A 13091-nucleotide genomic window follows, 5' to 3' on the forward strand; every position below is an offset into this window, starting at 1 on the left:
ATCTCGGCTTTTTTATTTGCCTATAAATATTGCACAACGTTTTCTGGAACAAATGATTGTTCCAAGGATAGATGAAGTCGTATTGATATCGGTTCTTTATTATCTCTTGCCTTCTTACAAAGTTCTTCGGCTTTTTCCCATTCAAATTGTTTATCCTCCGCTCGCTTATAACGCCAAATCCCAATTGTATATTCCTCAAACATTTCATATTTCTCACTAGGAGCTGTGGTAAGCTTTAGCTCATCAACTGCCCTTGCTTGGCTTGGTATTTGAACAACCACATCAGCAAAACGTACTTGAGAATTCAACCGATGAATATGCGCTTTCTTAGGATCAAATGCTACTACTGGCTCAACATCAAATATTGTTAGCTGCTTTGGCATCGCTCTGTCCCTCCAATACATGCAAGCCTGTTGTTAAAATCCCTTCAAGTTGAGTTAATGTTAATTGATCTAATGTTTTCTCGTTTATTTCAGATAACCCTAAACTAAGTAATTTACGAATAATGAGCAATTTCCGTCGTTCAACTTCCTGTCTTAATAACATCATTGTACCTCCCGTTGGTTATCATATCTTCTCTCTAAATTAATGAATTTGCTAAACTCTTTAATAAATGCAAGTTCAACTGTACCAACAGGACCATTTCTCTGCTTGGCCAGAATAATTTCAGTTATGTTTTTATTCGCTGTTTCTGCATCGTAATAATCTTCACGATATAAAAATGCAATCAAATCAGCATCTTGCTCAATTTGTCCTGTCTCACGTAAATCAGATAACAGAGGACGTTTATCTTGTCTGCTCTCAACAGCACGACTTAACTGTGATAAAGCAATTACACATACATCCAATTCCCTAGCCATCAGTTTCAGCTTCCGGCTAATCTCGCCAATCTCTTGCATACGATTCCCTCTATGCTTTGGATCACCAACAATAAGCTGTAAATAATCAATCGCTATTAATACCTTTTTATCAGGATGCTTACGTTTCAGCTTCCTGGTTTTCGCATAAATTTCTTGCATTGTTACATTTGCCTTATCGTATATTTCCAGTGAGAGATTGTTAATCAATCCCATTGCTTGGCTGATTTTTTCCCAATCTTTGATATTGCAAAGCTTCTTAGGATTTTTCATTTTGGTTGCATCAACGTTACCAGCACTAGAAATCATTCGTTTGAGCAATTGTTCCTCTCCCATCTCTAACGAAAAGATTCCAACTGCTGTATCCGAACTTGCGGCATGATAAGTAACATTTAATACAAATGCTGTTTTCCCCATTGCTGGACGTGCACCAACAATGATTAAGTCTCCTGCTTGTAATCCAGAAGTCATTCGATTCAAATCGTTGTACCCAGTGTTTATACCTGTTAAATCACCAACATCGATTTGCATTTTCTTATATAGTCCAACAAGCGTTTCTTTTAAATCAAACTCACCTGAATAACCTGTTTCCTCTATCGCATTTAGTTCATCGATTGTATTGCTGATCGCACTAATATCTTTGTCTTTCTGAAGACGTTTATATAAATCACCAGCTACCTCTTGAGCATGTCGCATTTTCCATGCTTCTATCACAAGACCTTCGTGATACGAAAAGTTTTTTGTTGTCGAAACGCTCTCAGCCAAATTAACTAAAAACTGAATGCCACCAATTTGATTTATAAAACTATCCAATTTTTCAACTACAGTCACAAGATCTATAGGACTTTCAGCATCTTCAAGCTCTCTCATTGCTTTAAAAACGGCTTGATGTGTTGGAAGAGAAAAGTGATTTGGTTTTAACTGACAATCCTTTATCAGTTCCCCTTCCATGATGATGCTACCTAAGACACTTTGCTCCGCTTCTACATTGCGAATGACTTCGTTACTCATTGCATCATCCATCCATTCTGTTGGTTAAGTGCTGCAAGTTCCTCGTCTGTAGGAATGTTTTGTTTCCATGATTCCTGCTGCTGTAACACTTGCTTAGTAGATTCAGACATAGCTGCCGATTGATATACAGGTTGTTGCTTTGCTTGTGCTGTTCGTTTATCACGAAATGCTTTATCAGCTGCCTCAACATCACCTACTGTTTTCAAGCCTTTAAGATGCCAATCTCGTAAAATCGTATTTACGTAAGACATGTTTCTAGTATTTTTCTCTAAAGCAATCTCCATTGCCTTAACAACTAACTCTGCATTTAAGTCATCTACCCATGCATTAATGCCTTCTGCGATAAAAGGTGTAATGAATCCGAAGTTTTGCTCGTAAAAAGAAATTGGATTAACAACAACCTCTTCCGCATTCGCACGTTCTTCTTGTTGTTGTTCTTCTTTTTCTTTTTCTTCTTCTTTTTCCCCACTTATCGTGGACGTATCGTGGCACGTATCGTTAACAGCAAGAAAATCTTCGAAAATAGCACGAATTTTATCATTTTTAACTTTTGGAGTTACTAAGCTAATAAGACTAATATCTGTTACTCCATCAAGTTCTTTACGAACACAATCTTCAATTGGTTTACCGCCTCTATTAAGGTTATATTTACCCCAATTGATAATTGCTAGTTCTCGTGTTTCTGGATTGTATTTAACCAATTTATGATGATTTTCAAAACGATCTAAGAGTGCATTAATACTTTCCATGGAGTATCCTAAATCAAAAGCCATTTGTTTCTTTGTAATTTGATATACACCAATTTGTGTATTACATGGGTTTGTAAGAAGATACAGATTGAATAATTTATCTTCTGGAGTCATCTCCTCAATAACTTTTGCATCCTGCCAAAATGAAACTTGTACTGGTCTATAAACTGCCATGTTATTCATCCTTCCGTTTACATATCGCAAATCCGTCCTCTATACGTAATAAGCGATAATTTTTATAACCTTTTTAAGATATTGCTTTACTAAATAAACAAGGTGCTGTTCTGATGTCGATTGCTGAAGCAATTTAGGATTCAGCAATACTTTTTGTAGTGTTTTGTCTAAAAGCATCTAGCACCCTCCATTGTTATACCAACTACGATTTGTTATAATTAATCCAACTTAAATTAAAAAAACCTTTTCTTCTATCACTCGGCAAAGTGATAGATTTTTTTATTTCCTACGACTTACCAGTGAAACATTAATACCTTTAGAGTGAAGCCCTTTAATAATCACACGATAGCTTTTAGATACTTCATGTTCTTCCTTTTCTTCACGAAGCATCTTAAACTCTTTTACACATCGATTAAGCTCTTCTTCCCAATAATTTGCTTCCTCATGAGATTTAGTGTTAAACATGTTGTAAATGCATGTATTCATGCAATCATGAAGTTCATTTGCAAATGCAAAGTCCCCTAGAAGAACAAGATCATGAAGACTATTGTATTCAGTTGGCATGGTTTTCACCTCTTTTCCATGTATATTGATGCTGTACGCATCGTTACAACCAGAAAGGGATATCTTTAAAGGGGGTTGGAGGAAGAACGATCCTTTCTAGTCATAACGACAAGCACAGTGGCTTGTCCAAACAAATAATAAAATGTTATAATTGCTTTATCATATTTTTTTCAGAGCTACTGTTTCCTAGGCGGTAGCTTTTTCTTTTACCCATTTATGTTTTAACGTGAATGACGCTTCAATAATTTTTATACGAATTTCCACTAACTTCTTTTCTTGTTGTAATTCTTCTAATTTTTTTACATCATTAAATGTTTTAGCTATTGTTATTTCACCGCTTAACTTTGCATCATATCGAATCAAATTCTTATAATCATTTAAATTAGGATTTTTATAATCTACTGTCATATGTATTCACTCCTTAAAAAGCCTTAGTTAGAGTTAATAAACTGTCTATTGTTTGAATCACAACGTTTTCTGACATTGCTTTTTGCAACCACCTTTTTTGTATTTGTTCCATAATTCCAAAGTGAGTTTGTTCTAAAGCTTGTACCACACATTGACTTGCTTGAAGCGTATCGAAAATTTCTTTAGCATGAATTGCATATTCATGTTTCTTCTTTTCATCCATTTGCCATGAACGTGTTGTAACTTGCAAGTTCATGATTTCCCTTGCTGCTGCAATCCCTTCCTCAGCTTGTTTGATATAATTCATAAGCTGTAAATTTATATCTGTTGTTAAACGTGGATCTGTTGGCGGTAAACCGACACCGTAAATATGTTTAATTGCTTGTTTATTCAGGTTTGCACCTGTTGCATCACACTAATCCATCGCCAGCTCAAATTCCGGTTTGGATTGACCAGATTCAATACGTAGTAAGCGTTCATATGTAATACCAAGATACTTTGCTAATCCTTTTTTTGTTTTCAACTCAGCATTTTCACAACACTCTCTCGCATTTTGTAACAAATCACTAATTGACGAATTACAATATATGCTTGTTCCCATGTTTGTTCGCCTCCATATTAAGTTGTTAAGGTATTAAAATATTTAATACCTACATGGCCTGTCTATTTTTCATGTAAAAAGAGAGGAACTAATCCTCGATATTTTCTTTTGTCTGCATTTCATCGATGATGGCCCAACCAGCCTTATAATATGCTTGAAGGATTTTATCAATCTCCTTTTGTGCTTTCGGTTCAGGAGCCACAACATAGACTTTTGTTTTTCCAAATTCATAAGACGCTGCATATTCTTCCTGTTGGCTCATGGTGTCACCTCTTGAAGTGCTTTTTACATTTTTATGCTGCTGATCTGTTGGTACTGCCATTTGAATTGTTGCCATTTAACCACCTCTTTAGAAACGTTTTGTTTCCTTTTTAACCAAAAAAAAGATTATCAATCGTTGTTCTATAGAATTCAGCTATCCTTTTAGCTAATTCTAACGACGGTGTCCTATCACCTCTTTCAATCGCACCTAGCATCTGCGGTGTGATTTTCAGCTTCTTTGCGACTATTATTCTAGATTGACCATTTCTAAGCTTAATCATTTTATTTCTTTTTTTATCCACTATATCACCTCTTTAAGAAACATTTTGTTTCTTTATATCCCCAATATACAGAAACGAAATGTTTCTGTCAATATTTACAGGAAACTTTTTGTTTCCTTTATGGATTTAGAAACTAAACGTTTCTATAATTAAGAAAAAAGCTTTTACTCTTATTTAGAAAGAAGGGAAAATTATGCTTGGAAAAAAGATTGCAGAACTTAGGAAAAAACAAAAACTAAGTCAATATGATCTTGCTGAAAGGTTGGGCTTTTCAAGAGGAAAATTGGCTAATTATGAGCAAGGACAGCGCGAACCTGATTACGATACTTTAAAAAAAATTGCCGATTTCTTTGAAGTGTCAACTGATTACTTATTAGGTAGAACTGAAAAAAAAGAAGTATTATCTAACATAGCACCTAACTTATCAAAGAAAGAAGAACACGATATCGCAAAAGACTTAGAAAAAACATTAGAACAATTAAAAAATAGTGAAGAAGCCTTAATGTTTGACGGTGAACCAATCGACGAACATACAAAAGAAATGATTCGCATATCGCTTGAAAACTCCATGCGCATGGCAAAAGAATTGGCAAAACAAAAATTCACTCCAAACAAATATAAAAAAGATTAATGGAGTGAGCTTAAATGGACATCAAAGAATACGTACTAAACATCACAAAAAAACATCAAACCACAAGCCCATTTGAAATTGCCAGGCAAAAAAATATTACTGTGTTGTATGCTGACTTAGGAAATACACTTGGTTTTTACAACACCTATAAGCGCATTAAGTTTATTCATATTAATAATCAAATTGACGAAACACTTCAACGTTTTGTTTGCGCTCATGAATTAGGACATGCTTTACTTCATCCAAAAGCAAATACTCCCTTCTTACGCAATCAAACATTTTTTTCAGTAGATCGTTTTGAAATTGAAGCAAATACATTTGCTGTGGAATTATTACTGTCTGATGAAATGATTTCTGAATATGAAAATACCAACCTTTCAATTCAAGAGGTGGCTGAAATTTATGGAGTTCCAGGGGGATTTGCTTGCTTAAAGTCTTATGAGCATACAAATTAACATCTTAATGAAATAATAAAAACTAAGCTGTATAAAATCAAATTTAATATTAACAAACATTACAAAGATGCATCTTCTAAGGCAAATGTCACTAATAAAACACCTAAAACACATGATTCAATAATAGTCCAAAAAAATGAAAGAAGGGATTCCAAGTGTGTTCTGAATTTGAAAAATTACTTAAATATACACCTGCAATCGTTGCACTTGTCGGTGGCTTATTGACTTTAATTTCTTTTATATTTCAACGTTTTATTCAATTAATATCAACTGATGAAATAAGTAAATTATTTTTAGATAAAGCCAAACAAGCAAATTTAAAATTATGGCATTTCCTTATTGGTGTAGTTTATTCTATGTTTGTATTCGTTTTAATCGGATCAACATTTAATTATTTATTTAATAAGGTTGATATCACTAAAGATGAATTTCCTAGAAGTGTACTTATATGGTCAACTGGTTTTTTCCTCATTTCACTACTAATTATCGCCCTCATGCCACTATTAATAAATAAATTAGAAAAATCGAAGATTATAACCATAATGACTTGCAATGGAATATTTGGATTAATAGTCTATTCATTCGCATTTAATAAAATGACATATGTCAAATTCGATCTCACTAACCTTACTCTACTATTATTATTACCTATAATACTGACTACTTTATATTTCTTTATAATTTCTAAAATTAATGCTAATAAGCCAAAGGATGAATATCTTATTAGTTCCGTTAGTGAAGGAAAAATAAAACTTGAAAATTTAAGACATGGATTTGTAATTGATGAAAAAAGAACTGTTTATTTTCCTAAGGACTCTACAGACAAAGATATATTTTATTTATGCGATTTTACCAGTAAAATTTATCTTAAATACCAAAAAATACAAGGAAGCAAAAACGAAGATGAAAACTCATAACCTCAACAACTAATAAAGAGAAAAGAGAAATAGAGAAGAATCTATAAACCCATAAAATCAAAGCTCCTAAGTGGAGCTTAATTTTATTTTTAATTATCTTTACTTCTTCTATCTACCTACTTCTCGTATAATAACTAGTAACAAGGAGGTCTAACTATGAAAACAGCAATCTACTTACGTAAATCACGTGCCGATCTCGAAGCTGAAGCGCGCGGCGAAGGAGAAACATTAGCAAAGCATCGCTCTACCCTACTGAAAATCGCTAAGGAGAAAAACTTAAATGTTTTAGCTGTTCGCGAAGAAATCGTTTCTGGCGAGAGCTTAGTCAAACGTCCGGAAATGCTAGCACTACTTGAAGAAATTGAAGATAACAAATATGATGTTGTTCTTTGCATGGATATGGACCGTTTAGGTCGTGGTGGTATGAAAGAACAAGGAATCATTTTAGAGACGTTTAAACGCTCGAATACGAAGATTATGACACCAAGAAAGACTTATGACCTTAATGATGAGTGGGACGAAGAATACAGCGAATTTGAGGCGTTTATGGCTCGTAAAGAATTAAAGATTATTACACGTCGTATGCAACGTGGGCGTATTGCAAGTGTAGAGGCTGGTAATTACCTTGGTACGCATGCACCTTACGGATATGATATCCATCGCTTAAATAAGCGTGAGCGTACGTTAACAATTAATCCAGAAGAAGCTTCTGTTGTAAGAATGATATTTGAATGGTATGCCAATGAAGATATGGGTGCGAATGCTATTATGCGGAAATTAAATGAACTTGGCTACAAAAGTAAGTTAGGTAACGATTGGAACCCATACAGTATATTAGACATGTTAAAAAATAATGTGTACATCGGAAAAGTAACATGGCAAAAAAGAAAAGAAGTGAAACACCCAGATGCAACGAAACGTAGTTGCACTAGACAAGATAAATCAGAATGGATTATTGCGGATGGAAAACATGATCCAATTATTCCAGAAAGCTTATTCGAAAAAGCACAGGAGAAATTAAATACGAGGTATCACGTTCCTTATAATACGAATGGATTAAAGAATCCCTTAGCTGGGATTATCAAATGCGGAAAATGTGGATACAGCATGGTACAACGATATCCAAAAAATCGAAAACAGACAATGGATTGTAAACATCGTGGTTGTGAAAATAAATCCAGTTATACAGAACTAATCGAAAAACGTTTATTTGAAGCGTTAAAAGAATGGTACATCAATTATAAAGCTGATTTTGAAAAAAATAAGCAAGATAAAAACACAAAAGAAACACAAATTATCCAAATGAACGAGGCTACTTTACGAAAACTTGAAAAAGAGTTAGTGGATGTCCAAAAACAAAAAAATAATTTACACGATTTATTAGAGCGTGGTGTTTATACTGTTGATATGTTTTTAGAACGTTCTAATGTTGTTTCCGATCGTATTAATGAAATTACTGAAACGATGGAAAACCTCAGAAAAGAAATTAAAACAGAAATAACAAAGGAAAAAGTGAAGAAAGATACAATTCCTCAAGTCGAGCATGTGTTAGATCTATATTTCAAGACAGATGATCCACAAAAAAAGAACAGCCTCCTAAAGTCAGTTTTAGAAAAGGCTGTTTATACGAAAGAAAAATGGCAAAGACTCGACGATTTTAAACTTGTGCTTTACCCTAAGCTCCCTCAAGATGGCGACAAATAAGCGTTTGTTTTTTGTCGCCACCTTGTTGGTGTAATTAGGTTTACACCATTAAGGCCAAGAGCATCATTTGTTGAAACAGCTAACACAACTGGTTTTCCATTCCGAAGCGTCGCCTTTGCTGCCATTAATACAGGAGAATCTGTCATTGCATTGGCAAATTTACTCATTGAATTCCCTGTTAATGGAGCAATCACCATGCAGTCTAATGGAATTTTAGGACCGAGTGGTTCTGCGCCTACAATAGAATTAATAACCTTATTTCCTGTTATCTCTTCAATCCTTTCAATCCACTCTGCTCCTTCACCAAATCTAGTATTTGTTGTTTGTACAGTATATGAAACAACCGGCAGCACTTCTGCTCCTTCTACAATTAGTTTCTCTACATGCGGCATAACTTCCGCATACGTACAATGTGATCCTGTAAATCCAAACCCAATTCGTTTTCCTTTTAAACTCATTTTCCATTCTCCTCCTTTGCCATCATATCTGCCGTTAATAACTGAGAAAGAACATTCGCTAAAATTTGCCCTGCTGTTTTTGGTGCAACAATTCCTGGAAGACCGGGTGCTAACAAGGCTTTAATCCCTCGTTTCTCTGCATAACGAAAATCCGTACCACCAGGCTTAGAAGCCAAGTCAATAATCAACGTATGAGCTGGCATCCTAGAAATAGCCCTTGCCGTTACAACGAGGTGCGGAATCGTATTAATGACAATATCAACATCACTTACTTCTTTCTCAATATCCTGCATATAAAAAGGAGAAAACATCATTTCCGAAATACGAGCGATATGTTCTGAACGTCGTGCTCCTACTTTGACATGAGCTCCTAGTGATTGAAAAGCTCTCGCTACACTCATTCCAGTTCTACCAAATCCTAAAACCATTACATTCGAACCGTGAATTGTATAATCTGTATGTTGAATAACCATCATTAATGTTCCTTCTACCGTTGGAATAGAATTATAGATCGCCACATCATCACGATCGAATAGTTTCACAAGTTTTCGATTTGTTGTAGATGTAATACTTTCTAAATACGGTGTACCAATTCCTGAATATATAGTAAAGTTTGCTGATGTTTTTTCAATCTGTTCTTTCGTAAGCGCAACTTTTTCATTTGAAAAAATAGTATCTACTTCTCCTTTTGCATTTGTTCCTGCTACCGGCAAAATAATTGCATCTAAAGAAGTGAAATCTAGATCTTGCATACTCTCTTTTGCTGCCCCTGTAAAACCATGATCCAATTGATCAAATCCTACTAATGAAAGTTTTGCATCAAGTTCAACCAACTTACGAATCACTTCTAGCTGCCTTGCATCTCCTCCTATGACAGCAATGTGCATCTCAGTCAACATTCCCTACTTCACCTTCTTTTTCTTTCATTTATAAGAAAAGTGCCTACTTTTTCTTTTTCCTCCACATAATATGTACCGTACGAGTTAGAGGTGATTGAAAAGCAAAAAGCATTCAATATTTCTAAATATGTGAAATTCTATAAGATAAAACTTCCATTAGAGTTACACTCTTCCTCATTACTTAACTACTACTCCCTCACTCCATTTTCATTTGAACGTGCTACACCTGTTCCAATAAAGCGAAACTATAATCAACGACATCTCCCACCTATTATTAGGCTTCATCACTTGGACCTTTACCGACAGTTTATCTTCCAACCTATCTTCTTTGTTTTACTGAATCTTGAGGTAGGAGTATTACTTGCCTGTGAATAGTGGAATAAAAAAAAGACAACCAAAATGGTTATCTTTTACTGTGAGCTTGGGCGGCTTGCAAGGTCAAAAATAATCATATCATGACCGACCTTTTTAATACGGTTCCATTCTACACGAACTTCTTGCTGCTCCCTTTTAAACCCACCCCATTTTCCTACCGGTATAATGAGAGCTTGAATTTTCCCATCCTTCTCGTTTATTTCTAAATCAGCATGACCTAAAACTCCCATTTTTTCCGCACGCTCCAAGTCCACAATCTCTTTTCCACTTAATTCACTTAAACGCATATGATTCTCCCCTTTACGAACATCTTCCATACAACATCCTCAAATCCTAGCCTATAATAAGTACGTATTCTACACGTCTCTAAAAAATACCAAGAAAATGAACTCCTCTCCCTAGCATTCAAAATCTGTTATACTTATAAAAAGCTTAGTACATAAAAATAACCGTATCTCCTCGTACGAGATACGGTTATTTCATCTTATTTCATTCCTTTTGGAAGCTCTCCATTCGGACTAATTAGCGCTGCGGAAAATTCATTTGTAAATATACTGCGAATCAATTGATCCACATCTGTTTTGGTAACCTTGTTCACACTCTCAATAATTTCATCAAGCGAACGATGTTTTCTAAGGAGCAATTCATTTTTTCCATTGCGACTCATACGGCTATTCGTACTTTCTAAACTTAACATCAGATTTCCTTTAAGCTGCTCTTTACTATTAACAAGTTCTTTCTCTGTAATACCTGTATTTTTCAATGTCTCTAACGTTTCTTGCATTGTATCATATAAAGTATCTAATTGTTGGCTTCCTGTACCACCGTAAAGTGTTAACATTCCTGTATCTTCATATGAAGAATGATAAGAGAACACTGAATATGCTAATCCTCGTTGCTCACGTACTTCTTGGAATAAGCGGCTACTCATACTGCCACCTAATACATTATTTAATACAATTAAGTTATAAATATCTTCATGTCCCATTTGTAATCCTTGGAATCCTAAACATAAATGAGCTTGCTCTGTTTCCTTTTTACGGGCCACTTTATTAAAATGAAAAATCGGACTATGTACTTGTTCACGATTTGTTGTTCCCTCGTAGTTGCCAAAATATTGTTCCACTGTTTGAACAAATGTTTCATCAATATTTCCAGCAATCGAAACTACAACATTTTCAGGTGTATAATGATCTTTTATATATTGACGTAATGTATCCCCTGTAAATGTTTCAAGCGTTTCTTCTGTACCTAAAATTGGGTATCCAAGTGGATGCGTTTCATATGTCGCTTTCGTTAACATGTCATGCACAATATCATCTGGCGTATCCTCATACATTTTAATTTCTTCAAATACAACGTTCTTCTCTTTTTTCAATTCTTCTTCATCAAATGTGGAATTGAAGAACATGTCAGCTAACACATCTAGTGCATATTTTGCATGCTCATCAAGTACCTTTGCATAATAGCACGTGTATTCTTTTGAAGTAAATGCATTCACTTGACCACCAATGCTATCAAATGACTCTGCAATTTCTCTCGCACTACGCGTCTCTGTCCCCTTAAAAAACATGTGCTCTAAAAAGTGCGAAACTCCATTGTTTTTTTCATTTTCATTTCTTGAACCTGCATGAATCCATATGCCAATTGCAACAGAACGAACAGTTGGTATATTCTCCATAACGATTCTTACACCATTTTTACAAGTATATTTTTTAATCAAAAACTTTCCTCCTAATGCCAGTTTCTCTAAATAATTGCTATTATTTAATGATAACAAGTTTGAACATGAATGTCATGTAAATGTATTTAATCAATGCGTTTTTCATCTAATAATTCTGTAATATTCCCTACTTTATACCCTTGTTTTTTCAACTGTGAAATCATCGTATCTAACGCCTCAGCTGTTGGAGGTGTCGGATGCATTAATACAATTGCACCTGGGTGTACTTTCCGCATCACACGCTGAAGAAGCACTTCAGGCTCTGGACGTTTCCAATCAATTGTATCAACTGTCCACATAATAGTCCCCATCTTCAATCCGCCCGCCACTTCTACAACTTCATCGCGGAAACTTCCACTTGGTGGTGCAAACCATCGTACTTTTTGACTTGTAGCTGCCTCAATAATTTGATTCGTTTTTTGTAATTGTTCTTGTATTTGATTTCTAGACAGCGTTTTCATATCCGGATGCGTATAAGAATGATTTCCTACTTCTTGCTTTGCATCTACAATCATTTTTGCAAATCTTAAATTTTCTTTTACCCAGCGTCCTTCCAAAAAGAACGTTGCCTTTACATCATGCTTTTTCAATGTTTCTAATATACGCGGAAGATACTCATTTCCCCACGCCACATTTATCGTTAATCCTACCATTTTTTTATGTGGATGCCCACGATAAATGGGAGAATACGATAAATCTTCTAAATGCGTGCTTGGTGAAACTTCCCGATATACAAGTTGCTTCTCATCAAACCTCCCTATTTTCTTCATGTTATTATATGACGCTTCAATATCAACCTCTTTACCATTATACCCTGGCGTCGCTTTCCAAATCTTATCAATTATCGCATTTTGCGGTGCAATTGAATATTGCTTCGCTTGTTTCTGAATTTCTTCATAAAGATCATCATTTGCTAGCGCTGAATATGAGCATAAACCCATACAAAGAAAGAATATAGATATGAATACAAATATACGAATTCTCATATAAACCCTCCCATTAACTATACACATAAGAAAAATC

General features: G+C 34.8%; 16 protein-coding genes and 2 pseudogenes. 4 read left to right on the forward strand and 14 right to left on the reverse strand.

The window, feature by feature from the left end:
- Positions 1–20 precede the first annotated feature (20 nt).
- The 9 genes and pseudogenes from JDS96_RS01245 to JDS96_RS01285 all read right to left on the reverse strand — a co-directional run bounded on the left by JDS96_RS01245 (position 21) and on the right by JDS96_RS01285 (position 4927).
- Positions 21–383: a cell division protein SepF gene (locus tag JDS96_RS01245; RefSeq protein WP_098135992.1), complete on the reverse strand. Its 363-nt coding sequence runs from the start codon at positions 381–383 to the stop codon at positions 21–23.
- A complete protein-coding gene (locus JDS96_RS01250) occupies positions 358–546 on the reverse strand; it encodes a hypothetical protein (protein ID WP_003199559.1) in 189 nt (62 codons plus the stop codon). Before JDS96_RS01250 ends, JDS96_RS01245 begins: the two co-directional genes overlap by 26 nt.
- Positions 546–1868: a replicative DNA helicase gene (gene dnaB, locus JDS96_RS01255; RefSeq protein ID WP_018780948.1), complete on the reverse strand. Its 1323-nt coding sequence runs from the start codon at positions 1866–1868 to the stop codon at positions 546–548. Before dnaB ends, JDS96_RS01250 begins: the two co-directional genes overlap by 1 nt.
- Complete coding sequence (locus JDS96_RS01260) at positions 1865–2791, reverse strand: DnaD domain-containing protein (protein ID WP_199665792.1); 927 nt, start codon at positions 2789–2791, stop codon at positions 1865–1867. Before JDS96_RS01260 ends, dnaB begins: the two co-directional genes overlap by 4 nt.
- Before the next feature lie 279 nt (positions 2792–3070).
- Positions 3071–3355, reverse strand: a complete 285-nt coding sequence (locus JDS96_RS01265; RefSeq protein ID WP_199665793.1) for a hypothetical protein — start codon at positions 3353–3355, stop codon at positions 3071–3073.
- Between the two features lie 186 nt (positions 3356–3541).
- The gene (locus JDS96_RS01270) at positions 3542–3763 is read right to left on the reverse strand and encodes a hypothetical protein (RefSeq protein ID WP_040118945.1); all 222 of its coding nucleotides are present in this window, start codon (positions 3761–3763) and stop codon (positions 3542–3544) included.
- A gap of 13 nt (positions 3764–3776) precedes the next feature.
- Positions 3777–4364: pseudogene (locus JDS96_RS01275) on the reverse strand (sporulation sigma factor-processing peptidase).
- Between the two features lie 88 nt (positions 4365–4452).
- A complete protein-coding gene (locus JDS96_RS01280) occupies positions 4453–4701 on the reverse strand; it encodes a hypothetical protein (protein WP_199665794.1) in 249 nt (82 codons plus the stop codon).
- Positions 4702–4735: 34 nt separating this feature from the next.
- Positions 4736–4927 (reverse strand): helix-turn-helix transcriptional regulator, encoded by a 192-nt coding sequence (locus JDS96_RS01285; protein ID WP_098125118.1) that lies wholly within the window; start codon positions 4925–4927, stop codon positions 4736–4738.
- A gap of 172 nt (positions 4928–5099) precedes the next feature.
- Here JDS96_RS01285 and JDS96_RS01290 point away from each other — a divergent pair, with 172 nt between their 5' ends.
- From JDS96_RS01290 to JDS96_RS01305, 4 genes are all read left to right on the forward strand, one after another.
- Complete coding sequence (locus tag JDS96_RS01290) at positions 5100–5537, forward strand: helix-turn-helix domain-containing protein (protein ID WP_098125117.1); 438 nt, start codon at positions 5100–5102, stop codon at positions 5535–5537.
- A gap of 14 nt (positions 5538–5551) precedes the next feature.
- Complete coding sequence (locus JDS96_RS01295) at positions 5552–5992, forward strand: ImmA/IrrE family metallo-endopeptidase (RefSeq protein WP_098125116.1); 441 nt, start codon at positions 5552–5554, stop codon at positions 5990–5992.
- Between the two features lie 155 nt (positions 5993–6147).
- The gene (locus JDS96_RS01300; RefSeq protein ID WP_199665795.1) at positions 6148–6909 is read left to right on the forward strand and encodes an MFS transporter; all 762 of its coding nucleotides are present in this window, start codon (positions 6148–6150) and stop codon (positions 6907–6909) included.
- A gap of 156 nt (positions 6910–7065) precedes the next feature.
- Entirely contained in the window at positions 7066–8613 is a 1548-nt protein-coding gene (locus JDS96_RS01305; protein ID WP_199665796.1) for a recombinase family protein, read from the forward strand.
- Positions 8614–8645: 32 nt separating this feature from the next.
- On the opposite strand, the pseudogene dpaB reads toward JDS96_RS01305, so the two are convergent.
- The 5 genes and pseudogenes from dpaB to JDS96_RS01330 form a co-directional block, all read right to left on the reverse strand.
- A pseudogene (gene dpaB / locus JDS96_RS01310) lies at positions 8646–9071 on the reverse strand (dipicolinate synthase subunit B); the annotation flags it as partial.
- Entirely contained in the window at positions 9068–9970 is a 903-nt protein-coding gene (gene dpaA, locus JDS96_RS01315) for a dipicolinic acid synthetase subunit A (protein ID WP_199665797.1), read from the reverse strand. The gene dpaA and the pseudogene dpaB, both read right to left, overlap by 4 nt.
- A 410-nt stretch (positions 9971–10380) precedes the next feature.
- Complete coding sequence (locus JDS96_RS01320; RefSeq protein ID WP_029426914.1) at positions 10381–10632, reverse strand: YlmC/YmxH family sporulation protein; 252 nt, start codon at positions 10630–10632, stop codon at positions 10381–10383.
- 197 nt (positions 10633–10829) lie between these two features.
- The gene (locus JDS96_RS01325) at positions 10830–12068 is read right to left on the reverse strand and encodes a M16 family metallopeptidase (protein WP_018764699.1); all 1239 of its coding nucleotides are present in this window, start codon (positions 12066–12068) and stop codon (positions 10830–10832) included.
- An 86-nt stretch (positions 12069–12154) separates the two neighbouring features.
- Positions 12155–13054 (reverse strand): polysaccharide deacetylase family protein, encoded by a 900-nt coding sequence (locus JDS96_RS01330; RefSeq protein ID WP_199665798.1) that lies wholly within the window; start codon positions 13052–13054, stop codon positions 12155–12157.
- Between the last annotated feature and the right edge of the window lie 37 nt (positions 13055–13091).

This window comes from Bacillus cereus group sp. N21 (genome assembly GCF_016483395.1).
Taxonomy (GTDB): domain Bacteria; phylum Bacillota; class Bacilli; order Bacillales; family Bacillaceae_G; genus Bacillus_A; species Bacillus_A pseudomycoides.

What these genes read in the sequence shown, in the direction of transcription:
- JDS96_RS01290 (WP_098125117.1), top strand. Translation starts at nt 5,100, where the DNA reads ATGCTTGGAAAAAAGATTGCAGAACTTAGGAAAAAACAAAAACTAAGT.
- dpaA (WP_199665797.1), bottom strand. Translation starts at nt 9,970, where the DNA reads ATGTTGACTGAGATGCACATTGCTGTCATAGGAGGAGATGCAAGGCAG.
- JDS96_RS01320 (WP_029426914.1), bottom strand. Translation starts at nt 10,632, where the DNA reads ATGCGTTTAAGTGAATTAAGTGGAAAAGAGATTGTGGACTTGGAGCGT.
- JDS96_RS01270 (WP_040118945.1), bottom strand. Translation starts at nt 3,763, where the DNA reads ATGACAGTAGATTATAAAAATCCTAATTTAAATGATTATAAGAATTTG.
- JDS96_RS01260 (WP_199665792.1), bottom strand. Translation starts at nt 2,791, where the DNA reads ATGGCAGTTTATAGACCAGTACAAGTTTCATTTTGGCAGGATGCAAAA.
- JDS96_RS01330 (WP_199665798.1), bottom strand. Translation starts at nt 13,054, where the DNA reads ATGAGAATTCGTATATTTGTATTCATATCTATATTCTTTCTTTGTATG.
- dnaB (WP_018780948.1), bottom strand. Translation starts at nt 1,868, where the DNA reads ATGAGTAACGAAGTCATTCGCAATGTAGAAGCGGAGCAAAGTGTCTTA.
- JDS96_RS01280 (WP_199665794.1), bottom strand. Translation starts at nt 4,701, where the DNA reads ATGGCAACAATTCAAATGGCAGTACCAACAGATCAGCAGCATAAAAAT.
- JDS96_RS01245 (WP_098135992.1), bottom strand. Translation starts at nt 383, where the DNA reads ATGCCAAAGCAGCTAACAATATTTGATGTTGAGCCAGTAGTAGCATTT.
- JDS96_RS01305 (WP_199665796.1), top strand. Translation starts at nt 7,066, where the DNA reads ATGAAAACAGCAATCTACTTACGTAAATCACGTGCCGATCTCGAAGCT.
- JDS96_RS01250 (WP_003199559.1), bottom strand. Translation starts at nt 546, where the DNA reads ATGTTATTAAGACAGGAAGTTGAACGACGGAAATTGCTCATTATTCGT.
- JDS96_RS01295 (WP_098125116.1), top strand. Translation starts at nt 5,552, where the DNA reads ATGGACATCAAAGAATACGTACTAAACATCACAAAAAAACATCAAACC.
- JDS96_RS01265 (WP_199665793.1), bottom strand. Translation starts at nt 3,355, where the DNA reads ATGCCAACTGAATACAATAGTCTTCATGATCTTGTTCTTCTAGGGGAC.